The sequence below is a fragment of the Bacillus cereus group sp. MYBKT111-2 genome, assembly GCF_051915205.1.
Classification (GTDB): Bacteria; Bacillota; Bacilli; order Bacillales; family Bacillaceae_G; genus Bacillus_A; species Bacillus_A paranthracis.
Genome location: NZ_JBQAEG010000003.1, coordinates 361,252 through 386,904 on the forward strand (window position 1 = coordinate 361,252; position 25,653 = coordinate 386,904).

Below are 25,653 nucleotides of genomic sequence, written 5' to 3' on the forward strand. Positions count from 1 at the left end.
CATGATAGAAATTCGATCATAAAACAACAAAGAAAACACCTCAATTACGTATGTTAATACTTATAGGAGGGTAATATTAACATCGATTTTTAAATATACTTTTTCAATTATATTACATATTGCGTTTCTTTTTCTATTACTCGGCCTTGGCAGATTTATTAAAGAGATACCTTGAATCAACAACCTTTTTATGAAATAATTAGAAATAGTTTGAATAAATAGATCTAATTATTAAACGATAGACTAGCATATTTCTAATTTCGCCAAGCTTACAAACAGGAGGACTTTCGTAATGATTGAAATTTTAAGGACACTATTAAACTTCCTAATTTCTCTATTCTCAGGAGAATTACCAATTGTATATTATGTATGGATTATTAGCCTATTCCTAATTCAAATAACCCAATCTACTCTGAACTATAAGCTTTTTAACAAGAAAGATAATTTCAGCACTTATATATTGGAAGGATTACTCGCTTTTATTATTTTATTGTTTGGAGGAATATTAGTATCTAAGTTACTTGCTTACATAATAGACGACCCTACTATTAGTATGACGAATGTAACACATTATTTTGTTTCTCTTATCATATTAACTATATTTGTCTTAATAACCTGCGTTAAAGACTTTATAGAGAGATCTATAAAGAATAAAAATATATCTCTTTTTAGCTTTTTAGTAATTTCCTTACTAACAAGTATACTTTCATTCAAGTTTTTATCACCTTTAATTGAAGGTTCTTTTTCTCTTTCTAAATCTTTTATCACCACTTTAATCATTCTTGTAACTATATCAATCCCTCTATTAATTTCCTTAGAGGATAAGTATGCAGATGAAAAAGAAACGGAAAATGTATAGCTTCTTATTTACATAAAAGAAAGAGGGAGCCCCCCTCTTTCTTTTAAATCATCCCTTTTAATATCAATCCTAAAACTGACATTATTATCGTACTAATAATAATACGCAAAATCCAAGTTGTGTTTGTACTTATTTTTTCTAATTGCTTATTAATTGTTGCTATGTCTTTCTCATTAATAGTGGTACGCGTTTCTAAAGCACGAATGTCTCTCATAATTTCTTTTTGGTCGGCCTTGAGACTGTCAATTTTAGCGTAAACATCTTCCATATATTCACACCCTCTGTTCATCTTAATAGAAAAATCTATATATATTATGAGACAACCCTCTTACCGGTGAATACATTCCGTATATGTGCGCACCAAATTATTTGCACAATCTAATTATGTTTCCATTCTTCTATATTAAAATTAGCGTTAGGATAAATTAAATATAGAAAAGGAATCCCTTGTTTATGTAACAGCAAACAAGCTGCTCTCCAGCATACGAGAGCACCTAAGATAATTTCTATTGTTTTCATCACCATTTTCATGTTTACTAACTCAATATAGTCAGTATGATTTTATGAAGAGTCTACTTTGTTAGCTGCTTAATGTATACTAATAGTAATACGAAATAGTTCCATTGATAAACTCTCTAGAACAATAAATATACTGGCGGAAACAGACCTATACCCGATATTTTTTCCAGTAACATGAATGGTTATTTCTGATAGATGTGTTTGTATATCATTGTTTTCAAAAATTCCATCCTCAACCTTTACAATATCTGCTTCACAATCTACTTCTTTAAAAGTTTTCAGTAATTTTGTTTTTAATAAACTACAGTCAAAGTTTTCATCTTTTATTACAGCAAATTTAACCTTCATATCGATTTCCCCATTTTTAACAAACTAAAATCATTAAATCTATATAAATATATATTATTCTATTAAACAATTCAAAATATATGTTTCTTATAAACCATTACTAAATTCCAGTTCTAAGGCTTTATATAAAAAAGAAAACAAATAAAGTGAAATTCTAATCATTAAGAGGGGTATCTATCCCCCACTAATTGTTTAGTTGAACTAACCAGACATTTACAAGATTAAAAAATTACTCTTTCAATCGCTAAACTAATTAATATATAATCCCCCTGTTTAAAGCCTCGCCCCCCTGCGAGGCTTTTTCCTATTTAACTTGAATAGTAGTTATCAACGCAACGCTACACATCCCTCCCTTTAGTTATTCAGCATCAGCACACGTAATTTTCTTTCCTCCATCATTTGATTTACAAATTTTATTTATCGATTTTCCGGTTATCTTTTCACTTTCATTAGAAACTTGATCTAAATCCATTCGAAGTACTTGTTCCGGATTCTCTTTTGAATTTCCTTCGATATGAATTGTACAATCGAACATCTCAGCCGTGAAGCTGCTAGATGTATTTATCATTTTCACTCCATTATTTTCACCTACATAGCGTTCAACTACTTTCTCAGCTTCGTTAAGTTGTTGAGATGATGTAGGATATGGTATAGATTCCGCTAATATGACTACGCCTACTAAATATGTAATATACAAACCACCTGCAATTAAGATAACTTTCTTTACTGTTTTATGAATCATGCTCTAACTCCCTTTTCTTTTTTTGCTATTAAAATATATAACATTCCTAATTTCCATCGATTTCTTTTTAGTACATAACATTCATTTTATATTTCATACAAAGCACCTCTCTTACTAACTTTCAATTTGATATATAATAATTATTAATTGTTTTTTCAACAAAAAAATATTATATATCAATATTTATTCACTTTTTTAATCCCGAACAATGATAAAAGCAAATAACTTTCTTATAACATCCTCATTCTAATAAGGAAGTAGCTAAAGCTCTCCTATCTTGAACAAGGGATGATGCTAATGTTGTTAATAGCACAAAAAAGCACCGTCACAAGTGACGGTGCTTTTTCTATGTAAGAGCTACTAGAAGATACCCTTCTAGCCTACTCCCATTTATAAGTCCAAAATTGTTCAAGTTGCAGCCATTTTAATGTTGCTGCATCTTTGTTTTTGATTTTTACATGCGTTTCTTCAAGCATCGCTTCTGTTTGCGAACGGTGCGCACCTAGTGCAGCTAATTTATGCTCGAATACTTCACTAATATTATTTACAACATCCGGCTCACCTAGTACAGCTTCGCGATTTTTCGTAATCGCAACCGCATGAATAACTGGACGTTCTTCTTTTGACATACGTGATACGGCGCGAACGACAGCGCGGCCAAATGCATCATGATCTGGATGTACGCCGTGCTCTGGATAAAATGTAATAATTCGAGATGGATTTACTTCTTGAATGATCGCTTCAATTTTATCTGCTACGAAATCAACATCTTCAAATTCTAACGTTTTATCATGGAAACCAAGCATTCTTAAGTCTTGAATCCCCATCGCTTCACATGCATCTTTCAATTCTTTTTTACGGATATTTGGAATCGTTTCACGGTTAGCGAACACGTTTTTCCCCATGTTACGTCCCATTTGTCCTAAAGTACCACACGCGTACGTTACAGGTACTCCTTGATCTGTTAATAAGCGAATTGTTCCTCCCGCAGCAAATGCTTCATCATCTGGATGCGGAAATACAACAAGTACATGTCTCTCCATAAGTTTCCCTCCTTCTTACTTAAATGGCGTTAAGCTTAACTCAAGCGCTACTGCTAAACGACCTTGATTATCATGCCCTGCTAGTAATAAACGATCTTTATCGTCTACTTCCCAGTGCGTAATACCTTCAGCATATACCCAGCCGTGATCCATCTTTAAACCAACTCGGTATGGGTTTGTTCCAGTTATTTTCCCGCGCTCAAAGCGAATAATTGCATTTCGAATGAATGCTCCAACTGTCATCATCTTTTCATTAAAGTGTGACGCGTACGCTCCGTTCGTCGTTTCTAAATGAATATATACATCTTTATTTACAAAACGTTCAATTTCATTTTGAATAAGAGAACTATCTTTTACTATTTCCATCGGAATTCACCTCTTTAAACCATTTTACGCAAAAATAATGTAAATTGCTATCTCTATATTAGAGGACAACGCCCACTTTTCCTAATAATTTGCACTGTGTTTCTTCATTTTTTTATATCATATTTGACACTCCCACGGCTAAAGCCGCAAGCTGACTAACGTCAATGGGATTCTTGCTACCAAAGGCGACGTCTATTTCTAGTATCGCTGACGTGCAAGATTGCAGTGTGCCATCACCACTCCGTATCCAGTGCATCTAGCAGATACGGCACTCGTTCTATTACCAAACGAGTCAGATTGTGAGTTCTCATATGTGTTTTAGCGTCTTGTACTTGACGACTCAATACATTTTACGGAGTAGAAGAATTTGTTACTCCAACCTCATATGTATTCTGTTTTCAGAGAACAAGATTGTTTTAGAGACTTTTACTTGTCTGTTATGAAAATTATACCATTTCAAATACTTGATGAACAGAACATACTTTCGGTATTTTATCTGTACATCGCATTTGACCTCACTATCATCCACCCCTAAAGGGGATACTATCGTACCGTAGTGGGCTTTCCTATTCGGAAAATCTGTAAAATCATCATTTTTTCCTTCACTTTGTTAAATAGTTTTCTTTCTTTTTTGAATTTGCTACAATATATTTTATCCCGTATGAATACAGCGAGATACATTTTGACAATTAAATACATACTTTAAAGAAGGTGACATGATTGGAACAATCAGCACATGAAGTAGCAAATTGGCAATATTATTTTGCAATTGCCGTATTTTTAGTCACGTACGGATTTATTATTTCTGAGAAATTGAATCGTGCTGTAATCGCACTATTCGGTGCTGCTATTATGATTATTTTTGGAATTGTAGATTTACATACCGCTTTCACATCTCATATTCAATGGGAAACGATTACCCTTTTAATTGGGATGATGATTCTCGTACATATTACGAGTCAATCAGGCGTCTTTGAATTTTTGGCCATTAAAGCAGCGAAGGCAGCTGGCGGAAAACCAATCCGCATTTTATTATTGCTATCCCTATTAACTGCTGTCGGATCTGCATTTTTGGACAATGTAACGACCGTCTTATTAATCGTACCTGTTACACTATCTATTACACGTATTTTAAAAGTAAATCCTGTTCCTTATTTACTTTCAGAAGTATTATTTTCAAATATAGGCGGAACAGCAACATTAATCGGTGACCCACCTAATATTATGATTGGATCAGCAAATAAGCATTTAGACTTTAATGCCTTTTTACTTAACTTAGCTCCTATCGTAATTATTATTTCTATCGTGACACTTGGCATTATTTACTTTATGTATCGCAATAAACTAAAAACAACAACTGAGCAAATCGAAAAACTTATGGTATTAAACGAAAAAGATTATATTAAAGATCAAAGCCTCCTTTTAAAATCGATCACGATTTTGGGACTAACTATTTTAGGGTTTATCCTTCATTCTGTTATTCATGTAGACGCTGCGGTTGTCGCGATGACAGGCGCTACACTTCTTATGCTAATTGGAGTAAAAGAGCACGATATTGAAGATGTATTTGCCCACGTTGAATGGGTAACTATTTTCCTCTTCGCTGGACTATTTGTTCTCGTTGGCGGGTTAATTGATATCGGACTTATTTCTTCACTCGCAAAAGAAGTACTCGACGTAACGAATGGTGATATCGGTTTTGCCGCTATACTTATTTTATGGGTATCAGGGATCGCATCTGCGACAATTGACAATATCCCATTTGTCGCAACGATGATCCCACTTATTCAAGATTTAGCTACAGGGCTCGGACTATCTGTCGATTCTCCGCAAATCGAAGTACTATGGTGGGCATTATCACTTGGAGCTTGCTTAGGAGGAAACGGAACGTTAATCGGAGCATCAGCAAACGTAGTCGTTGCTGGTATCGCTAAACGTGAAGGACATGCTTTCTCTTATATGGACTTCTTAAAAATTGGTTTGCCGTTAACAATCATTGCATTACTATTATCACATGCTTATATATATTTACGTTATTTAATATAAAAGTTGTATTGCATGAAATTATATCGACGATTTTTAAAATATATTAACGATTTTCTAAGTATATCGACGATTCGACAGAGAATATCGACTTACCGACAAATAACGACAACGAAAAAAGGTATGCAGCGCTAAACTGCATACCTTTTTTCGTTCACCAAAATATACCGATAATTGCTAATCCACCTAAAATCATACCACCAATTTGTCCAACGATTGCTGGTGATAGTTGAACACCTTTTCTCACTTCAACAACTGGTCTTTCGTGCCTTAGTTGCTGCACTTCGCTTTGCAATTGATGTACACTTCCGTGCAATTCTTTAATTAACTCCTTTAATTCAGCGACCTCTTCATTTACTGGTTTTGCTTTTTCTAAATTCATCTCACATAGCTCCTTATAAATGCAATCAGTACACTGTAAAAATTCGCCAATTATTATTATATCTCCTGCATACTACATATATAATTTCGAATATACTTTCTAACCTTGTAGCTCTATCCATTCATCCCGCAATATCCCCATACTGATACGATTAAAACACTTCCCATCTCTTTTAACCGCTTCTCTCATAGCTGATAATTTAATCGTTTTATTTTGAAAAAGATTCATCGTCATTTCAAACTCCCCCTTTATTAAATAACAGGGATAATTATTCGAGCCTATTTACCCCCTCGTTTCATAAACGGGATACATACAATAAGCGCTGACATTGGCACATCTCCTCTACACGAAATTAACTTCACTGTATAATTTTTCGTTTAATCTAACAATAATAAAAAGCCCTCCAAATTTAGAGGGCCTTCCCTAATAGCAAAACTATATTATTTCGTAAACATTTTCTCCGCTTCATCCATTGCCATTTTGTTTCCTAAAGCAGAATAGTCAAGCCATGGTTGGTCATTGATAATGTATACGTGCTTGCCTTTAACTGCTTTTAAGTCTTTCCAGATTGGTGTTTCTTGAAGTTGTTTAAATGCAGCTTTTGCTTTATCGTCTCTGTTTACAACAACGAAAATAGCATCTGCATCAAAGTCAGGTAATACTTCTTGTGAAATGACTTCGAAAGGACGGTTTCCATCGATTTTCTCTACACCATTTGCAGGTTGTAATCCTAAGTCTTGGAATAAAATTGGTCCCATCGGTCTTTTCGTACTAAATACACGTAATTCTTTGGCAGTAACGCGAATTGCCATTACTTTTTCGTTATTACCTAGCTCTTTATCTATTAAACCTTTTACTCGTTTTGATTGCTCTTTGTAATCTTGAATATATTGATCCGCTTCTTTCTCACGGTTTACAAGTTTACCAACTTGTTTTAAATGGTCTCTCCACGTACCTTCATCTAAATTGAAAGTATGCGTTTTTGCAATTTTTTCGTATTTCGCTACATCTTTACCCGCGTATTTTTCATCCACATAAATGTCAGTAGGCTTTAATTGAAGTAATGCTTCCATATTCGGATCAGTTACAACACCCAGTTTCTTCGTATCTTTCAGTTGTTCTTTTGCGTGTGGTAAGAAATCTTTTAAATCTCCACCAATTACAGAACCTACTGGTGTAATTCCTAATGCAAGTAAATCATTTGTTAAATGAATAGACATTGAAGCAATTTTTGGGTCATTACTTTTTTCCGTTTTTTTCGTTGCCTCTTCATTAGATTTCGTTTGACCACATGCTGCTAATACTAAAATACACATGATGCTAAATAAAATAGTAAGTTTCTTTTTCATATGTTCTCCTCTTTGAAGTATTTATTTTGTTTTTGTAAGTAAATAAAGAAAATACGGTGCTCCTAATGCGGCCACTACTACACCAGCTGGAATAGAATTTGGCTCAAATATAGAACGACCTATCGTATCTGCTAGTACTAAAATAATCATTCCGATAATACCAGCCATTGGAAGGAAATGTTGATAGGTAGTACCTACTAACTTTCTGGCGATATGCGGAGCAACTAAACCGATAAAACCAATCCCTCCTGCCATCGATACACTTGCGCAAGATAATCCAACCGCTGTAGCTAAAAGTAGTAACCGTTCTTTTTGAACAGAAACACCAAGTCCTGCTGCTACACTATCACCTAGTGACAATGCATTTAACGTTTTAGATTTTAGCCATGCATACGGGGGTAGTATGAAAATCCAAGGTAATAATGCTAGGACATGAATCCAATCCCTTCCCCACACGTTACCAACTAGCCATCTAGAAGCGAATGTATACGTCTCATCATTTAACTTGAGAGAGAAAAATAACGAAATTGCACTAAAGCCAGCTGAAACAGCAATACCAACGAGAATAAGTCTAATGGGAAGTAAACCTTTCGAACGATCACTCGCAAGTAAAATAATAAGAAATGCAGCTAATACTCCTCCACCAAATGTAAATAACGGTATTAAAATCGATGCATTCTCATTAATAGAATGAAAGAAAGTAACGAATATAATTAGCCCGAAAGATGCACCTGAATGCAGTCCAAGAATACCAGGATCGGCCAACGCATTACGGGATAACCCTTGCAAAATCGCACCGGAAATCCCAAGGCCAATACCAGCTAACATTGTGATTATAATTCTTGGCATACGGTAATCGTATAGCACGGTTGCACTCTCAAAATCACCATGACCGAAAAGCGTTTGAATTACTTTGAGCGGTGCAATGCTAAGTGTCCCCGTATTTAAGCTAAGCAAAATGACAGCGATACCAATACAACCAAATATTGTAGTTACAATAACGGCTCTCGTTTTATCTGTGTTTAAAATCTTCTTCACTTACAACTCCCTCCCAACTTTACGTGCTATATAGAGGAAGAACGGAACTCCAACAAGAGCCACCATAATTCCTATTGCAAGTTCTTTAGGAGGATTTACTGTTCTTGCCCCTAAGTCAGCTACAACTAATAACATGGCTCCTAAAAATGCTGACATAGGAATAATGAGTCGATAATTCACACCAACTAATTTTCTAGCAATATGCGGGATAACTAGTCCTACAAATCCAATAGAGCCAACAGCTGAAACAGATACACCTGCAAGAATGACTACTATAATCATCCCTAGTATTCTCGTTCGGTTCGTTTTTACTCCTAAATTCGTAGCGACATCATCCCCCATTGATATGAGTGAAATAGACCGCCCTAAAATTGTCGCAAAAACAATTGTTATGAGAATAATAGGAACTAAAAATTTCAAGTGTTCCCACTTAACCCCTGCAACACCACCAGCGTACCAAAAAGCTAAATCTTGACTTAAGTCATAATAAATCGCGACACCTGAACTTAACGAATGTAAAAGCGCAGCCATAACTGCCCCAGCGATCGTTAATCTCATCGGTGTTAATCCGCCTGATGTTGCTGATCCGATAATAAAAATGAGCACTGTACTTAAGACCGCTCCAATAAAGGAGACAATCATTAAATAGGAATACGGCATATGCGGGAAAAAGGCAAAACTAAGTGCTACTACAAACATCGCACCTGCATTTATACCCAGCACACCTGCATCAGCTAAAGGATTTCGTGTTACTCCTTGCATAACAGCTCCAGCCACTGCAAAAGCGGCTCCTACAATTGCTGCACCAATTACCCTGGGGAGCCTTAATTCGTAAATGATTTGATGCTGCGTTAATTTCGGATTGTAATCAAAAACCGCTGCCCACACCGTTTGCAAATGAATATCCTTTGCACCAAATGCAACAGCTAAAAATATAGAGCCGATTAAACATAAAATTGTTAAGCTCATGAAACATATGAACTTAATATGTAGCCAGCGATTATTGCCAGCATATACAGCATGCTTATGTAACATGTTTCATTTCATCCTTTATATTCAGTTGTTTTTTATAATTATTTTTTATTTGTAATTATTACTGATAACAATTATCATTTTCATTTAGATATTATATCGCCACTTTTTTTAAATAGCAAACTATTTTTTCACTTCGCTAAATATTAAAATACTTATTACAATTCCCTTCCAAAACTTACAAATACACGCAAAATAGACTACTAGCTTATTTTTAAAAGTGTAGTATACTTAATCAGTATTTTGATTTTTCAAATAAAGATACCGAAGGTGAACCAATGTTATATATAAAACAACTACTCTATTTTACCTATGAACAAGCATTATCCTGCTTATTCCCAGTCGTTATTTTCGTAACACTAGCCCTTTCAAAAATCGTTTCGATCCCAGGGTTATACCGCTACGATTTCATACTCATCGTATGCCTTCTTATGCAGTGGGTTATGTACAAGACTGGCCTTGAGACGAAAGACGAATTAAAAGTAATTACTGTCTTCCACCTCATCGGCCTTTTACTAGAAATATATAAAGTTCATTTCGGTTCATGGAGTTATCCGGAAGAGGCATATTCAAAGGTTTTTGGAGTTCCACTTTACAGCGGCTTTATGTATGCAAGTGTTGCAAGTTACATATGCCAAGCGTGGAGAAGACTACATTTACAAATGTATCATTGGCCGAAAGTTATTTTTGTAATACCTCTAGGAGCAATGATTTACTTCAATTTTTTCACACATCATTTTCTATACGATTTTAGATGGTTCTTAACTTTACTTCTATTCATCGTTTTCTTTCGGACATTTGTGGAATTTTCATTACGAGGCGTTACATATAAAATGCCGCTCGTTCTCTCCTTTTTTCTTATCGGATTCTTTATTTGGATTGCAGAAAACATCGCAACATTTTTCGGTGCATGGCAATATCCAAACCAACGGGAAGCTTGGAATCTCGTTCACTTAAGTAAAATCAGCTCATGGTTTTTACTCGTTGTTATTAGCATTATGATTGTTACACAACTCAAACATTTGAAGCAGTTGAAAAGATAATACTGATTATATAAAAATAGTTAGCCCATCACTCATTAGGGGGTGATGGGCTTTTTTTAGTAATATTTTTTAAACCATCCTTATCAAAGGAGTTATAATTTACAATAGCATAAGCAGTTGCACATTATGAACTACTACTAGCTGAAGATGTTGCTGCAGATGAAGCGGCAATCGTTGCCATCATAGCTGCTTGTTGTGCTTGGATAAGGACTTCTATCATAGTTTGTAAACCCGTGTTGGTAGCTTTACTTTCCTCACCTTTCTGACTTACGAACAGTTGAATAGCAATAAGAATATTCGTATCTGTATGCCAACGGAATAATTTCTCTCCCTGCAATTTTTCAATCAACGCTTTAATAGAATGAATCTCTTTTTCTCCATCCTCAAGTAACGCTAATAGCCCGATTGCTGGGTAATGCATCTGTTTCACTTTTACCTTTTCTTGCTTTAACAAATTCCATATGTTTGTGCATGTTGCAACTAATATTTCTTCCCTGACATCCTTCTTTAGTGAAAGAATATGGCTTAGAAATTGGAGGTCATTCCCTTTGCGCAAGCCAGCTTTTGCTAGTTTCTGATAAAGACGCTCCACTCGGTCCATAAGTGTTTCTACATGCTCTGATTGTCCTGCTAATAAAACGGAGAGCGGATAATCATTTGTACCTGTTAGGAAAAGATGATCCTCTTTCATACGTTTATATACTTGCATCGAACGCTGAATGTGCGTGCCATGATGCTCATTATCTTCTGTTAAAAGCACAGCTGCTGCAAGATAAGTAAATATACTGCGGCTAAAGCCACCAGCGACCAATTGTTCATATAAGTCTAAAAACTCTCGAAAAGCTTTCTTATAATCTGTAAAGTGAATATCTAATGTTGCGGCCACTACAAAGCGATGATAAGACTTTAAGTATGAAAACATCCCTACCTCATTCTTAATATAACTACTAATTTCTAAAAAACGTCCGAGATCAAGCAATTTATCACTACTTGCATACATAGCAGCAATCATCATTCCTGTTCGAGAATCACTCGTTTTCCATTTTAATTCTCCCTTTAACTGTGAATATGTATGTATATATTGCTCCAGCTTTTGTTCTAATGTAATCATAGTATTCACCCCTATTTCTAGTTCCTCTCTATTATTATACGCATATTCCATATTTAGGAATACTATAATTAATAATCCATCATAAAAATAATAGTTTTTTTATCCTTATATATTGTTTTTAGCCCTTCTTCATCAGCATCACGATGATAATCCCTAATCCTTCAAGAAGTTATACAAAAAAGGTAGATAATAATTTATCTACCTTTTTTGTATATATTATTTAACATTACACTTGTATTGCTCGTTATATGCAATTAAGACTAAAGAGCTTTAATAATACGTTCCATCGCCTTCATTTGCCCAATATGATCAGCTTCATGATAAAGCATCATACCGTAAAGTTCCCCTACTGTTTCCAATCCTAGGAACGGCTCTGGCAGTTTATTTTCAAATGCTTCTGCTGGAATTTCTTTAATACGTTTTGCTTGTTCTTTTAATTGAACCGTTAACACTTCTAACGATGGTCCTGCTGTTGTCCATTTAGATGGTCTTGATCCATATCCAAACATACCTGGATATTCCGTTGGTAATTGTTTAAATTCTTTTCCAAACATGAAAACTTCTGCTGCCGTTAACACATGACCGATATGCCAGCGAATTGTATTGTTAAAACCCTCTGGCTGCGTATCTGCAGTTTTATCATCTAGCGTCTCCATAAATGTAAGTAACGCACCGCGCGTTATTTCAAATTGTTTTAAGCCAACTAGTCTATTCATTTTATCGTTCCCCTTCTTGATGTACCATTTATTATGAACTAAAAATGTTTAATTTATTAAACTTTCACCTTGTTTAATCTATCAGAAACAATGAAGAAATACATCTAATATGCTTAGTAAAAATAATAAAAAGGTTCCACCCTCGTAAATATAGAATTACTTACTACACAAATAGTTTAGTAAGTAAAAGAGGAGTGTTAATTTCATGTTACATGTTTTAAAACAGCAATATAATCTTATTAGCGATACAAGAGAAACTCTATTCACATTTTTAGAAGAAATCCCACTAGAAAAATTACATAGCACAATTCCGAATTTCGGGAGCGGTAGCATTATAAAGACACATATTCATGTAGCCGATTGCTACCGATACTGGCTTGGATCATTCGCATTTAAACAAAAGCGAGCAGACTTTTCATTTGCTAGCGATTACGAAATTGAGCATGCAGATGTGGAAAGAGTTCGCGCTAGATTTAAGTTAGTAGATGAGACTGTACAACGTTTTTTAGATGAATACAATGACCGGTGGCTCGAAAATATTGCAAATGAAGTAAAGTGGCAAAAAGAGCCTTGGAGTACAACTCCGCTATGGCTTTTAACTCATACGGAGACGCATGAGTTTCACCATAAAGGACAAATTGTATCTATGGCTAGACACCTTGGATATGTTCCTCCTGATACAGACCTGATTAGTTGATATCAAAAAGCTTAGGATGAATACAAATTGAGCATGTTTTGAAAAGCAATCAAAACATGCTCTTAAAATATTCTACCTTACAATCTCCATATCCTCATCAATACCAAATAGTCTCGGCATAATTATAAGCATCACTATTTGGTATAGCATGTTTCCCTTGTGCTTGTGCCTTTCTTGGATCTAAATCATATACCATTGGTGTATAGCATGATGTTTGCCCTTTATTTACAACACCATTTCCTCCAGCACTTCCGCAAGTATATGCCTTTCCATCTGTTTTTCTAACAATTCTTGCATCAGCTTCGTTATTATAAACTGCCAGGCGAGTTACAGTAACTTTTGCCCATGCTGTTTTACACGTCGTGCTAAATTTTAATTCCACATAAGAATTTGAATCAATCCACTTCTTCTCTTTCGTTACTGCTGATTGATCACAACTATTGTAATACGGACTTTTCCCATCATATGAATGGTCTTCTGCGTATGCTTTATCGCTATTAGTTGTACTAAACATATTAGTTACAACGAGTAAAGATAGCAATAAACATGCACTCACCTTTTTTAATAGCTTCATATAATTTCACTCCTTTATTAATAACGTGCTGTTTTCCCGTAACCGTTATTAAACGTAACTGCTTCAGCATCTGCTGTATATCCGAAATCAGCAGTTAAATCAAATACCATTCCTGTATACGTACTCGTTTGCCCCGTTTTAATTGCTCCATTACCACTATTAGAATCTACTGATTTTTGGAATACACCATTTTTATATTTATTAATAACAGCGTAAGCATATACTCCTCCAGAAACAGAAGGTGCTGGTTGATCTAAAACAAACTTAGACCATGCCGTGTGACATTTATTACTGTAACGTAAATACACTGTTCCTACTTTTTTACTACCTTCATACACCGCTGTAGACTTTGCATTAAATCCATCTGCATCACATGTTGTACTGCCTCCGTATACTTTCGTTGTTGCTGGATTTTTCCCGTCATAATAACTACTCAGATCGGTAGCTGCAAATGTACTTCCTTGAAAACTAAATAATACCCCTACACTCGCTACACTTAACACACATACTTTCATTAACTTTTTAAACATTGTAAATCTCCTCCCTCAAAATAAGTACGTATATCTATCCCCTATGTACGCCCCTCCTTTCGTGCTGCCTAGAGGCATCTTACAGAAACGAATAAACGTTGTAAATTCCCTTACGATTATTGGAATATACGAAGAAATTTACTTATCCTTTTAAGAAAAAAAGTTGAGAAATACACATTTGAAAACATCCTGTATTTAAAACATAAAGAACCGATACTCGTTTCATGCAAGCATCGGTTCTTTATACAAAATTTCCATTTTTTCTTTTATATAAAATAAATATTTCTCCACTTAATCCGTTATAAAAAACTCCCTCGTTACATCAATAAATTGCTGCAGTGGCGCTGTCATCCATTTATCTTTATGCCAAGCAATTTGTGTATAAATCGGAGAGATTGCATTTTCTACATGTAACTCTTTTATCGTCCCTTCTCGTATATCTTTTTCTACTACTATCGCCGGTAAAACGGCTATACCTAAATCTGCAATAACACATTGTTTTATTGCCTCTACACTAACAAACTCAATCTTATTTGCTGGATACACATCTTGGATGCGAAATAACTCTTCAAATAAAGTCCGATATGAGCACCCTAGTTCTGTTAATAAAAGTGTTTCCTTCTCCAAATCTTTTATAGAAACGGCAGTTTGCTGGAGTAAATGATGCCCCGAAGCAGCTACTACTTTTAATTCTTCTTTCATAAGCAGCTCCACATGTAAAACATCTTCTGTTTTACATTCATCCAAAATAAATGCAAGATCGACTTTTCCTTCCATCAATTGTTCCTTCGCATCTTTATTAGAATGTGCGGGTTTAAATATAAGTTTTATTTGAGGAAATTGTGCTTTAAATCTCTTTAATATAGAAGGAAGTCTATATGTACATTGGCTTTCTTGCGCACCAATCGTTAACGTACCAGCTATTTCTTCATCATCTTTCACAGCCGTCTTCGCTTCGTTACTAAGTGCGATTATCTTGTCCGCGTATAGTTGAAACTTTCTTCCTGCTTCGGTTAAGAAAAGACGTTTCCCTAATCTTTCAAATAACGGCGTACCTAGCTCAGTTTCTAACGTTTTAATTTGCGCCGTTACGCTTGATTGAGCAAAGTTTAATTTCTTCGCAGTTTGGGTAAAGTTCAAAGTGTCCGCGGCGATTTTAAAGGTAATTAATTGTTTTATCTCCATTTATCATCCCTCTTTTCAATCGGAATTCCCGATTGATTTCATCGAAATAATCCTCTTTGTCTATTGATATTTGTATTGTATGATAAAGAGCATCGACAAACAATATAATGGAGGTATTCCATATGAAAACACTTTGTTTCGAACAGTTTGGAAGTCCAGATGTACTACAATATAAAGAAATACATGATCCAATCATAAATCCAAATGAAATTCTTCTCCGTACAAAAGCAATTGGATTAAACTTCGCTGATATTTACAGACGCCGCGGTGATTATCATCTTGCTGGCAATCCACCTTATATATTAGGTTATGAAGGGGCTGGTATTGTTGAAGAGGTAGGAGCTAACGTTACAAATATCAATCCTGGAGACCGTATTGCATTTACTGATGTTCCATTTGCAAATGCAGAATTAGTTGCCGTTCCATCAGAAAAAGCAATCCCGCTTCCAGATTCAATTTCTTTTGAAACAGCCGCTTCTGTCTTATTACAAGGCTTAACAGCACATTATTTAACGAAAGATAGCTATGAAATAAAACAAGGTGATATAGCTTTAGTGCACGCTGCAGCTGGCGGTGTTGGGCAACTTCTTATTCAAATGATTAAACTGCTAGGCGGAAAAGTAATCGGCCTAACTTCATCAAACGAAAAAGGAAAAGTAGCCACATTAGCTGGTGCCGATCACGTATTTTTATATACGGAATCATGGGCTACGAAAGTACTTGAAATAACAAATGGTACCGGGGTAAATGTTGTATATGAATCAGTAGGATCTACACTTGAGGAAAGTTTTAACGCTACTAAAATTGGTGGTACTGTCGTATTTTACGGAATGGCCGGCGGCAATCCTGCTCCCGTTGATCCGCGTATGCTTATGGATACTTCAAAAACTTTAACTGGCGGAGACCTTTGGAACGTGCTTACTACTTTTGAAGAACGAAAAAAACGCTCTACTCAATTATTTGATTGGATCGCTACTGGAAAATTAAACATTGCAAGTCCTACTACATTCTCTTTACAAGACGGTGCCCGTGCTCATAAATTATTAGAGAGCAGAAAAAGTACAGGGAAGATTTTATTGATTCCATAATTCACAAAATGAAAAGGAATCTAGGTTAAGTTTTATGAAAACCTATAGTAAAAAAAGTTGATAAATGAAAGGACATAACTAATACGTTATGTCCTTTCTTCTTCAAATCGCTCGGATAATTTTCGATCTCTTTTCTCAATTAAAAGCATATGTTTTTTATTTGTATATCGCTAGGAAATTATCATTTTATTTATGAATAAGGCTACGTACCGATTTAAACTAAAAACTAGCTTTCGATCCTATAACAACAGTAGCATCTAATTCCTCATCTCGAGCTACTTTCGTGGTAAGCCCAGCACCAGCAAAGATTTCAAAGGTCTGATCTGCCTGCATTTCGCTCGTCTCTATTAAAAGATGACCTCCCGGTGCTAGCCAGAGAAATGCTTCTTTCGCTACTCTTCGCTGAATGTCAAGTCCATCCTCTCCCCCATCAAGCGCCACCTTTGGTTCATGTAGGCGAGCTTCCTGTGGGAGCAGTTTTATTGCATCAGTAGGAACATAAGGTGCGTTTGCAAGTATGGTCTTCACGTTGCCTTTAAGTGAATGAGGCAACGATTTATACAAATCACCTTCAAAAACATGGCCACCGAAACTCGTTACATTGCGGCTTGCACATCGTACCGCAATAGGGTCAATATCAACACAATATAATTCAACTCTTCCTAAAGCTGCCGCTAGAGCTGCACCGACAGCACCTGAACCACAACAGAGATCAACGACAATATCACCAAAACATGACAGCGCTTCGGCTTGGTGAACAAGAAATTCGGTTCGTTGACGAGGCACAAAAACCCCCCGCTCCACTTCTATCCGCATCCCACAAAATTTTGCGTATCCAACAACATATTCAAGTGGTAAACCATCGGCTCGCATTTCCACCATTCTCTTGAGGTCCTCTGGAGTTTGGGCTACTGAAATAAGTAACCTGGTCTCTTCTTCTGCGAAAACACACCCTGCGCTCTGAAGCCTGTTAATTATACATTTTTCTGTTTTATTGTCCAAAAAGGAATTACATTCTTTTCCTATTTACCTCACCACTTTTCTTATTTATAACCCTGTATTCGCTAAAAATTGGATGTATCCTTTTTAACAAAGTGGTCCTATTCAAAAAAATACGCCCTTATTCAATTAAATGACCCAATTGTTGAACAAAGAAACATTCTACACATTAAAAGCAAAATCATAATATAAAGATACAATATTTCAAATGATGCACTAAAAAATAAAAAGGAAGCTAGATTTTACTAACTCCCTTTTCTTATATCTATTTGAGATAGGATTATATTTCCACACTTTCTTTCCCCTTTGCAACATAGCTCATATCTCCAACTGACTCGACTGTATATGTTCCATCTTGATATAAAATCTTCGTCACACTAGCATTTTCCACTCCAAGTTTTGTTTTACTACTGTCTAGCAATTCTATTAAGGTAGTAATCAACAGCCCATGAACAACAACTAAAACGTTACCGCCGCCATCTTTAGCTACTTCTTCACTAATATTATCTATCTCTGCTTTTATACGAGTAGAAAATAATTCCCAATCTTCCGCCTGTTTCGTAGGATCTGCTGCTCTAATAAGATCAATAACTTCTTGAATAGAAAACTTCATAAGTTCTTCTGGTGATGCAACGCCTGCAGCTTTTCCAACCGCATCCCACATATTATCAAGTTTTTCACCTTCAAAAATACCAAAATTTAATTCTCGTAATTTTTTTCTTTGCTCAAGTTTCAATTTTGATTGCTCACTATATTTTAATACTAAATTAGCAGTTTCAATCGCGCGACCGCTATCACTACTATACGCACTTGTAAAATGAATATCTTTTAATCCCGTTCCTAAATTAGAGGCAACTTCCACACCTTTTTCTACTAACGGAGAGTCTGCCCAACCTTGCGCGCGATGGTTCGTATTTAATATTGTTTTACCATGTCTTGTAACATATAACGTAACTACGTTGCTATCTGTTTCTCGATTCTTCATTCTTTTTTCTCTCCCTTTACATTTCTATCTCAATTTTAACACCTCAATTATTCATTGAGCAAAATATATGTAAGTAGCTTCGCTTAATAAAAAACGCTACCTTTCTGTATATCCATACAATAAGGTAGCGTCTTTTATGATTATATTTCTTAACCGATACTCCTACTCAGCAAAAGCACTCGAATATTGTACAACTCCTTCTACACTTTCAAGAGCATTCTCTGTTAATTCCATTACCATAAACACTTCTTCAGGCACTTCAAATGGTGCTTTTATATTCCACTCACTGGCTTTCTTAAAACCAAATTTCGGATAGTACTCTGGATGTCCTAATACTACAACTGATCCGTATCCAAGTTCTTTCGCTTTTTCTAACGCAGCTACTATAAGCTTTCCACCAATTCCTTTTTTCTGATATCCCGTAGCAACTGATACTGGTGCAAGCGCTAATGAATCTACAGAAGCTCCATCTTGTTCTATCGTAATTTTAGATAACATAATATGACCGACTATTTCTTCATCTACTGCAACGATTGATAACTCTGGAATAAATGCGTCACACTCTCTAATACGCTTTACAAGTTCATGTTCCTTTTTATCACTAAATTCTTCATTTAAAAATGCTTGTTGTACAACTTCTTCCGTTTTTCTATAATCGGTTTGTCGTTCTTGTCTAATCGTTACCACTCTGGATTACCCTCTATTCTTTCTCATTTCTTTTTGAATTTTACGAAGTGCTTTTTTCGATCCCCGCTCAATATCATGTTGCATTTTTCTTTCTTTATAATCGACAAATAGCGTATTTAAATCGTATCCCTCTGGATATAATTCTTTTGCTGATACCTCTAAAGTAATACGTTTTACATTCACTTCAATGAATTCACCGTTATAATATACAACGACATTATAGAAGTTATCTTTTTCCTTATAGATGATACCAAAATCATCATGATCCAATAAATTTACACGGTCGCCAATTTTATACTCATAATGATTTTCTCTTTTTTCTTGCAGGAATTTCGGCTTTCTAATTTTACTTTCATTCACTTTTTCTAAAGTATATTCTTTATTTTCCATGTACTCTTTCGCTCTTTTCAGTACACGTTCTCTTACGTTCATTTTATTTGCAATCCAAAGTGCATTACTTTCACCTGATTTACCGATCACTAATTTATAAAGCGGTTCTAGCGTCTCACTATTAAATTGCATGGCTGCGTTCATGAAATCATCGTGCATTTCTGAGAAGCGTTTAATTTCACCGTAATGCGTACTCGCAACTGTAATACATCCTGCAAGATAAAACTCCTCTAAAATAGAAATTGCAAGTGCTGCTCCTTCATTCGGTTCAGTCCCGCTTCCTATTTCATCAAATAATAGCAACGTATTATTATTTGACATCCTCATAATCTCAGATAAATTTTTCATATGTGATGAAAATGTACTTAGTGCATTTTCGATACTTTGATTATCACCAATATCTACAAATACATTTTCGAAAATAGCAATTTCTGTTTCTTTATCTCCGGCAATATGCAAACCTGACATTGTCGCTAATGTTAACAATCCAATCGTCTTTAACACAATTGTCTTCCCGCCCGCATTCGGCCCTGTAATAATTAAACTACGATAGTTTTGACCGATTTCAAAGTTTAATGGTACTACTTTTCCACTTAAAAGCGGATGCTTACAATTTACTAAATGAACGTAGCCATGATCATTTAACTTCGGCTCTATTCCATCAATCGATTTACTAAACTTCGCTTTCGCAAACACCATATCATACTGACTAATTAATTCCATATTAATTTTTATATGATAAATATTTTCTACTACCATTCCTGATAAAGTCGCTAAAATTTGATATTCTTCCATCGCTTCTTCTGCTTTCAAACTTGCAAGTTCCGCATTTAACTTTGTAACCGTATGCGGTTCTATAAATACAGTAGAACCTTTAGCCGACGCTTCAACTATACTTCCCGCAACTTGATTTTTATAAGAAGATTTAATCGGAATCGTATAACGATCATCTTTTTTACTAATAAAGAACTCCTGAATATACTTCTTATTTGCACTGCTATTTAAAAACTTCGTTAAACGTTCTTTTATTTTCCCGTCTACCGAATCCATGTTATTTCGAATTCGTTTTAACTCTTTACTAGCGGCAGAATCAATACTATTTCCTTTAATTGAAAAGTTAATTTCCTCTTCAATACTTTTATATTCAGTCATTGAATTTGCATAAGAAGCTAATACTGGTGCAAAAAATTCTTTATCTAACATAAATTTTTTAATCTTTCTACATCCGCGTAAAAAGTCTGAAACACTTACTAACTCTTCTGGATCTAAAATCATTCCTTTTTCTAATTTTTGAATTGTACTAGCAATATTTGAAATACCGAAAAAAGGCACATGCCCTTCTGCATCTAATATAGCTCGTGCTTCGGTTGTTTCATTCAATCGATTCCTTACTACTTTTATACTTGCACTCGGCTCTAATTTATTTATTAATTCTTTTCCTAATCCACTTACACAATAAGATTTCACTATATCCTTTAATTCGTTATATTGTAACTTTTCAAAAGTCATCGTATTCATTTTGTTTCTCCTCACTATGATTGATTTCTATCATAAATGAAGATACCTACTCATTAGATTCCAATGAGTTCTACATTATTCAATTACCCTTTTTAAACATTAAAAATATACACAAAAAAGCTGCGGGGATACCGCAGCTTTTACATTTACAAGGCATGAGTAATAACATATGGGGAAATAAACCATAAAAAACGGATGGCAATCCCCTTATTACACGCTTTATAAAGTATTGTAGGTATCTTCATAGGTATCGAAATAAATCCATGACAAAATTAGGGGTATGGTATACATAAAAATCCCCTGTTCTTATCCGATTTATTTCATTCAATTTTTCCTATTTAGTACCTACCGCACTCACAAAAAGCACCTCTCATTATTTTATATTATGGTCATTGAAATCTAATTTACTGAAATCATCATACTATATGTATAGCAAGAAGTAAAGGTGTCATACTTTAGTCGTACGCACATATGCAGATGTTTCCTCTTGCGATATTAGATACAATATATATATAAATCGTTTAACGGAGGGGTTTCTATGACAGACTTTCAAAAACAATTTTTCGCACGATTACATATAGAAGAAAAAGACAAAGTTTCATTTGAAGATTTACCTAACATTATGTACGCAATGGCACAAACTGTCCCATTTGAAAACTTAAATGTTCTCGAAAAGAATTTTAAGGAAATATCAAAAGAAAATCTAAAAGAAAAAATTTTAGTAAACAATCGTGGTGGTCTTTGTTATGAACTCAATCCTACTATGTATTATTTCCTTAAAGATGCTGGATTCGATGTTTATCTCGTTTCAGGAACAGTGTATAACGCTGCAAATTCTATATGGGCTGTTGATTCTGGCCATATCGCAACCGTTTTAACACATCATAATGAACTTTACTTAATTGAAGTAGGATTCGGATCATACTTACCGCTTGCACCTGTTCCTTTCTCAGGTGAAGTCGTTCAATCCGTTACAGGAGATTATCGTATTCGTAAAGAAATGACCGAAAAAGGAAACTACATGTTAGAGATGCGTAAAAACGATGAGTTTTTGGATCAATCTTCTACTGATGATTGGACGTTAGGCTATGCATTTTATATAGAAGAAGTGAATGAAAAAAAAGCAAATGCAGCACAAAAAATTATTGTTGAACACGATGGCTCACCATTTAACAAAGTACCTCTTATTGTAAAACTAACTGAAGATGGGCATGCATCTTTAACGAAGGATAGTCTGACAATAGCGAAAACCGGTAAAAAAACGAAAGAAAAAGTTACAGATATGCAATATAAAAATCTTTTACATTCAAAATTCGGAATTACATTATAATTTTTTTAGCCTTGCCTTTTAGCAAGGCTTTTTAATTTTCAGCAGGGATTTTTTGCAATTTGTTGTATTTCATAGTTATATAGGAATATAACTACATATTTAGAAAGGAAATGATTATGACAGAACTTAAAGATCGACTACAAGTAGCTGATAAAGAAAAATGGGATTTAACGGATATTTACGATACCATTGAAGATTGGGAAAGCGATTTTCATAAAATTGAAGTATTAACGAAAGAATTACACGAGTTTAATGGAAATATTCACGATGGCAATAGTTTATTAGCCTATTTAACAAAGAGTGAAGAAATTTCTAGCATAATAACTTTAATGTTCGCTTATGCACGATTACAATCTGATCTTGATACACGCGATACTGACGCTCAATCTCTTGTCGATAAAGTAACACAATTACAAGTGAAAGTAAGTGCAGCTAAATCTTTCTTTTCTCCATTCTTACTTAGCGTAGATGAAAACACATTACACACTTACATAGAAGAAGCTGAAGGCTTACAATATTATAAAGAAGATTTATTTGAATTATACCGTTATAAAAAACACGTATTGAATAAGGACCAAGAAGAGATTTTATCACAAATGGGCGAAGCACTCTCCTCTCCGCAACATACATATGGCATGCTAAATAATGCAGATATACTATTTGGTGAAGTGACTACTAATGATGGAGAAAAAGTTACTTTAACACGAGGAATGTATGCAAAGTTAATAGAAGATGAGAACCGCGAAAAACGTAAAGAAGCCTATAAAGCTTATTACAAACCATACGTTCAATTAAAGAATTCTATCGCTTCTACTTTATCTGCAGCTATTAAAAATAATGTTACTGTTTCTAAGCTAAGAAAATATCCATCAGCGTTAGAGAAATCATTATTTGGCGACATGGTTCCGAAAGAAGTATATGAAAATTTAATTGAAACGACGAAAAAAAACATTCAATCTTTACATACATATAATGAACTTCGAAAAGAAAAATTAAATGTCGATGAACTAAGACAATATGACTTAAGTGTCGATTTAGTAAAAGGTGTAAAACAAGATATTCCATATGATAACGCGTTTGACATCATGATTGAATCACTAGCTCCTTTAGGTGAAGAATATATTGAAACATTAAAAAACTTTAAAGATAAACGTTATATCGATGTGAGAGAAACGCCAGGAAAACGTTCCGGTGCTTATAACTTTGGTGTATACGGCGTTCATCCATTCATTCTTTTAAATCATCACGATGATTTAAATAGCCTTTTCACCCTTACTCACGAATGTGGGCATGGTATGCATACGCACTACTCACACGGATACCAACCAAGAATTTCTGCACACTATACTATCTTTGTCGCAGAGGTCGCTTCTACAGTAAATGAAGTGCTATTAATTCATTATTTATTAAAAGAAGCAAAAGATGCTAACGTACGTAACCATTTAGTAAACCATTTCATTGAGAAATTTAAAGGCACTTTCTTTACACAAATCATGTTCGCTGAGTTTGAAAAAATCACACATGAAATGGCACAGCAAGGTAAACCATTAAATGCCCAAGTCTTTAGCGAAGTTTATGAAAACTTGTTCAGAGAGTATAATGGCGACTCTCTCGTATTTGACGAAGAAGTAAAATACGGATGGGCTAGAATACCGCATTTCTACCGTCCATTTTACGTATACAAATACGCAACTGGATTCGCTTCTGCAATCCAAATTGCTGATAAATTATTAAGCGGCGATCCAAATGCACAGAAAAACTATCTCGAATTCCTTAAAGGTGGAAGTTCAGATTATCCATTAAATCTACTGAAAAAAGCTGGCGTTGATTTAACTACGCCAGAACCGATTGAAAGTGCATTACATCGTTTTAGTGAACTTGTTGGAGAGTTTTCAACTTTATAAAAAAGAAGAGCCTCTCGCTAGAGGCTCTTTCTCTTTCATGCTCCGTTTCCTTCTATTAAATCATTCGCCATTTTCCTAAACTCTTGATTAAATGTATCATTCATACCATTTTGAACGTTAGAGAACAATATGACGAATGTTTTTTTATCCCAGTTAAAATTATTAAAAGTATTCCAACCTGCTAATACCCCGTGGTTATGATAATAATCTGGATACGTATAGAAACTAAATCCATATTTTCTTGCAGGTGATGCAGTAAACATATCTAATACACTTTGTTTAGATAACAGCTTTCCATCCATTATTGCCTCATCTAATCTTTTCATATCTTCAACAGTTGTATACATTTCACCACACCCATACAACCAGTTCATTTTTAAGCGGGGGGCAGCTATTAATTCATTATCTTTTCTCGTATAACCTTCTGCTAAAAAAATATCTTCTGGGAGAGTCGCCCCCATTCCAGATTCATACATGCCAGCAGAAGTAAAAATATTTTCTTTCACGTATTCAGCGAGCGGTTTATTCGTAATTTTTTCTACAATATATGCAAGCACCATATAATTATAGTCTGTATATTTCCAGCCTGTCCCTGCAGGAAATTGCAATTTTTGCGCCCCAATCCACGTTACTAACTTTAAACGTGACCCTGCATCCACCCTACCTTGTCCTTGATCTGGCAAGCCAGATGTGTGTGTTAATAGATTTCGTAACGTAATGTTTTTATCTGCTGGAAACGATGGAATATACTTATTTACATTGTCTTCAATATTTAATTTCCCTTTTTCTTTTAGCTGCATAATAGATATTGCAACGACCGTTTTCGTAATAGAACCAATACGATATTTCGTTCTTGGCGTTGTTACTACTTTATCTTTCACATTCGCATATCCATAACCTTTTCGTAAAATCACATGATCTTTACTAGCTACAAGAACGCTCCCATTAAATCCTTTATCTTTTAAATATTGATCTAGTTTTCCAGCTACAGCTTCATAGCGTTTTTTCTCAGTTGCATCAACTTCTTGCATATCGTCCTTTTGCTTACTATTTAAATTAGAAAATGCCTTTATATCATATTTCTTACCTTTATTTGCATGTATTAGTGCAACGACACTCCCACAAAAAATAGCAAAAATAAAGAAAACGATTAACCATTTCTTTAACATAATAGG

General features: G+C 34.8%; 26 protein-coding genes and 1 pseudogene. 7 read left to right on the forward strand and 20 right to left on the reverse strand.

Annotated elements, in window-relative coordinates; all coding sequences use genetic code 11:
• Window positions 1-292: 292 nt before the first annotated feature.
• Window positions 293-859, forward strand: coding sequence for a DUF5823 family protein (locus ACTFNE_RS10655; protein ID WP_000570015.1), 567 nt, complete (start codon window positions 293-295; stop codon window positions 857-859).
• A gap of 43 nt (window positions 860-902) precedes the next feature.
• Here the strand turns inward: ACTFNE_RS10655 and ACTFNE_RS10660 are convergent, their stop codons facing one another.
• The 5 genes from ACTFNE_RS10660 to ACTFNE_RS10680 form a co-directional block, all read right to left on the reverse strand.
• A complete protein-coding gene (locus ACTFNE_RS10660) occupies window positions 903-1,127 on the reverse strand; it encodes a hemolysin XhlA family protein (protein ID WP_000390460.1) in 225 nt (74 codons plus the stop codon).
• A gap of 320 nt (window positions 1,128-1,447) precedes the next feature.
• Window positions 1,448-1,726 (reverse strand): hypothetical protein, encoded by a 279-nt coding sequence (locus ACTFNE_RS10665; RefSeq protein ID WP_000865011.1) that lies wholly within the window; start codon window positions 1,724-1,726, stop codon window positions 1,448-1,450.
• 358 nt (window positions 1,727-2,084) lie between these two features.
• Entirely contained in the window at window positions 2,085-2,468 is a 384-nt protein-coding gene (locus ACTFNE_RS10670; protein ID WP_046198334.1) for a hypothetical protein, read from the reverse strand.
• A 380-nt stretch (window positions 2,469-2,848) separates the two neighbouring features.
• A complete protein-coding gene (gene bshB2, locus ACTFNE_RS10675; protein ID WP_000439477.1) occupies window positions 2,849-3,511 on the reverse strand; it encodes a bacillithiol biosynthesis deacetylase BshB2 in 663 nt (220 codons plus the stop codon).
• Window positions 3,512-3,526: 15 nt separating this feature from the next.
• Window positions 3,527-3,877: a YojF family protein gene (locus ACTFNE_RS10680; protein ID WP_000407038.1), complete on the reverse strand. Its 351-nt coding sequence runs from the start codon at window positions 3,875-3,877 to the stop codon at window positions 3,527-3,529.
• 720 nt (window positions 3,878-4,597) lie between these two features.
• Between ACTFNE_RS10680 and ACTFNE_RS10685 the strand changes: the two genes are divergently transcribed.
• On the forward strand, window positions 4,598-5,923 hold the full coding sequence (locus ACTFNE_RS10685; RefSeq protein WP_270705053.1) for an ArsB/NhaD family transporter: 1,326 nt from the start codon (window positions 4,598-4,600) through the stop codon (window positions 5,921-5,923).
• Between the two features lie 151 nt (window positions 5,924-6,074).
• Here ACTFNE_RS10685 and ACTFNE_RS10690 read toward each other — a convergent pair whose 3' ends face one another.
• The 5 genes and pseudogenes from ACTFNE_RS10690 to ACTFNE_RS10710 form a co-directional block, all read right to left on the reverse strand.
• On the reverse strand, window positions 6,075-6,302 hold the full coding sequence (locus ACTFNE_RS10690) for a hypothetical protein (RefSeq protein WP_001047302.1): 228 nt from the start codon (window positions 6,300-6,302) through the stop codon (window positions 6,075-6,077).
• A gap of 99 nt (window positions 6,303-6,401) precedes the next feature.
• A pseudogene (locus ACTFNE_RS10695) lies at window positions 6,402-6,491 on the reverse strand (GNAT family N-acetyltransferase); the annotation flags it as partial.
• A gap of 251 nt (window positions 6,492-6,742) precedes the next feature.
• The gene (locus ACTFNE_RS10700; protein WP_333729173.1) at window positions 6,743-7,651 is read right to left on the reverse strand and encodes an iron-hydroxamate ABC transporter substrate-binding protein; all 909 of its coding nucleotides are present in this window, start codon (window positions 7,649-7,651) and stop codon (window positions 6,743-6,745) included.
• A 21-nt stretch (window positions 7,652-7,672) separates the two neighbouring features.
• Window positions 7,673-8,689, reverse strand: a complete 1,017-nt coding sequence (locus ACTFNE_RS10705; RefSeq protein WP_270705051.1) for a FecCD family ABC transporter permease — start codon at window positions 8,687-8,689, stop codon at window positions 7,673-7,675.
• The gene (locus tag ACTFNE_RS10710) at window positions 8,690-9,724 is read right to left on the reverse strand and encodes a FecCD family ABC transporter permease (RefSeq protein ID WP_270705049.1); all 1,035 of its coding nucleotides are present in this window, start codon (window positions 9,722-9,724) and stop codon (window positions 8,690-8,692) included.
• A gap of 275 nt (window positions 9,725-9,999) precedes the next feature.
• Between ACTFNE_RS10710 and ACTFNE_RS10715 the strand changes: the two genes are divergently transcribed.
• Complete coding sequence (locus ACTFNE_RS10715; protein WP_270705048.1) at window positions 10,000-10,764, forward strand: DUF817 domain-containing protein; 765 nt, start codon at window positions 10,000-10,002, stop codon at window positions 10,762-10,764.
• A gap of 124 nt (window positions 10,765-10,888) precedes the next feature.
• Here ACTFNE_RS10715 and ACTFNE_RS10720 read toward each other — a convergent pair whose 3' ends face one another.
• Complete coding sequence (locus ACTFNE_RS10720) at window positions 10,889-11,926, reverse strand: DUF4003 domain-containing protein (RefSeq protein ID WP_029439309.1); 1,038 nt, start codon at window positions 11,924-11,926, stop codon at window positions 10,889-10,891.
• 209 nt (window positions 11,927-12,135) lie between these two features.
• Window positions 12,136-12,591, reverse strand: a complete 456-nt coding sequence (locus ACTFNE_RS10725; protein WP_001081129.1) for a DinB family protein — start codon at window positions 12,589-12,591, stop codon at window positions 12,136-12,138.
• A gap of 205 nt (window positions 12,592-12,796) precedes the next feature.
• Between ACTFNE_RS10725 and ACTFNE_RS10730 the strand changes: the two genes are divergently transcribed.
• On the forward strand, window positions 12,797-13,288 hold the full coding sequence (locus ACTFNE_RS10730) for a DinB family protein (RefSeq protein WP_270705045.1): 492 nt from the start codon (window positions 12,797-12,799) through the stop codon (window positions 13,286-13,288).
• Window positions 13,289-13,385: 97 nt separating this feature from the next.
• Here ACTFNE_RS10730 and ACTFNE_RS10735 read toward each other — a convergent pair whose 3' ends face one another.
• The 3 genes from ACTFNE_RS10735 to ACTFNE_RS10745 form a co-directional block, all read right to left on the reverse strand.
• Window positions 13,386-13,862, reverse strand: a complete 477-nt coding sequence (locus tag ACTFNE_RS10735; RefSeq protein ID WP_270705043.1) for a DUF2690 domain-containing protein — start codon at window positions 13,860-13,862, stop codon at window positions 13,386-13,388.
• 17 nt (window positions 13,863-13,879) lie between these two features.
• Window positions 13,880-14,392 (reverse strand): DUF2690 domain-containing protein, encoded by a 513-nt coding sequence (locus ACTFNE_RS10740; RefSeq protein ID WP_046198323.1) that lies wholly within the window; start codon window positions 14,390-14,392, stop codon window positions 13,880-13,882.
• A gap of 291 nt (window positions 14,393-14,683) precedes the next feature.
• Window positions 14,684-15,577, reverse strand: a complete 894-nt coding sequence (locus ACTFNE_RS10745) for a LysR family transcriptional regulator (RefSeq protein WP_270705042.1) — start codon at window positions 15,575-15,577, stop codon at window positions 14,684-14,686.
• 122 nt (window positions 15,578-15,699) lie between these two features.
• On the opposite strand from ACTFNE_RS10745, the gene ACTFNE_RS10750 reads away from it, so the two are divergent.
• Window positions 15,700-16,665, forward strand: a complete 966-nt coding sequence (locus tag ACTFNE_RS10750; RefSeq protein WP_270705040.1) for a quinone oxidoreductase family protein — start codon at window positions 15,700-15,702, stop codon at window positions 16,663-16,665.
• Window positions 16,666-16,884: 219 nt separating this feature from the next.
• Here ACTFNE_RS10750 and ACTFNE_RS10755 read toward each other — a convergent pair whose 3' ends face one another.
• From ACTFNE_RS10755 to ACTFNE_RS10770, 4 genes are all read right to left on the reverse strand, one after another.
• A complete protein-coding gene (locus ACTFNE_RS10755; protein ID WP_270705039.1) occupies window positions 16,885-17,667 on the reverse strand; it encodes a putative protein N(5)-glutamine methyltransferase in 783 nt (260 codons plus the stop codon).
• A 277-nt stretch (window positions 17,668-17,944) separates the two neighbouring features.
• Window positions 17,945-18,649, reverse strand: a complete 705-nt coding sequence (locus ACTFNE_RS10760; protein WP_270705036.1) for a histidine phosphatase family protein — start codon at window positions 18,647-18,649, stop codon at window positions 17,945-17,947.
• Window positions 18,650-18,811: 162 nt separating this feature from the next.
• Window positions 18,812-19,336, reverse strand: a complete 525-nt coding sequence (locus tag ACTFNE_RS10765; RefSeq protein WP_000256495.1) for a GNAT family N-acetyltransferase — start codon at window positions 19,334-19,336, stop codon at window positions 18,812-18,814.
• A gap of 6 nt (window positions 19,337-19,342) precedes the next feature.
• Window positions 19,343-21,244, reverse strand: a complete 1,902-nt coding sequence (locus ACTFNE_RS10770) for an endonuclease MutS2 (protein ID WP_001095176.1) — start codon at window positions 21,242-21,244, stop codon at window positions 19,343-19,345.
• Window positions 21,245-21,782: 538 nt separating this feature from the next.
• Between ACTFNE_RS10770 and ACTFNE_RS10775 the strand changes: the two genes are divergently transcribed.
• Window positions 21,783-22,574, forward strand: coding sequence for an arylamine N-acetyltransferase family protein (locus ACTFNE_RS10775; protein WP_270705035.1), 792 nt, complete (start codon window positions 21,783-21,785; stop codon window positions 22,572-22,574).
• A gap of 116 nt (window positions 22,575-22,690) precedes the next feature.
• Window positions 22,691-24,478 (forward strand): oligoendopeptidase F, encoded by a 1,788-nt coding sequence (gene pepF, locus ACTFNE_RS10780; RefSeq protein ID WP_270705033.1) that lies wholly within the window; start codon window positions 22,691-22,693, stop codon window positions 24,476-24,478.
• A 35-nt stretch (window positions 24,479-24,513) separates the two neighbouring features.
• Here pepF and ACTFNE_RS10785 read toward each other — a convergent pair whose 3' ends face one another.
• Entirely contained in the window at window positions 24,514-25,647 is a 1,134-nt protein-coding gene (locus ACTFNE_RS10785; RefSeq protein WP_270705031.1) for a serine hydrolase domain-containing protein, read from the reverse strand.
• Window positions 25,648-25,653: the final 6 nt, after the last annotated feature.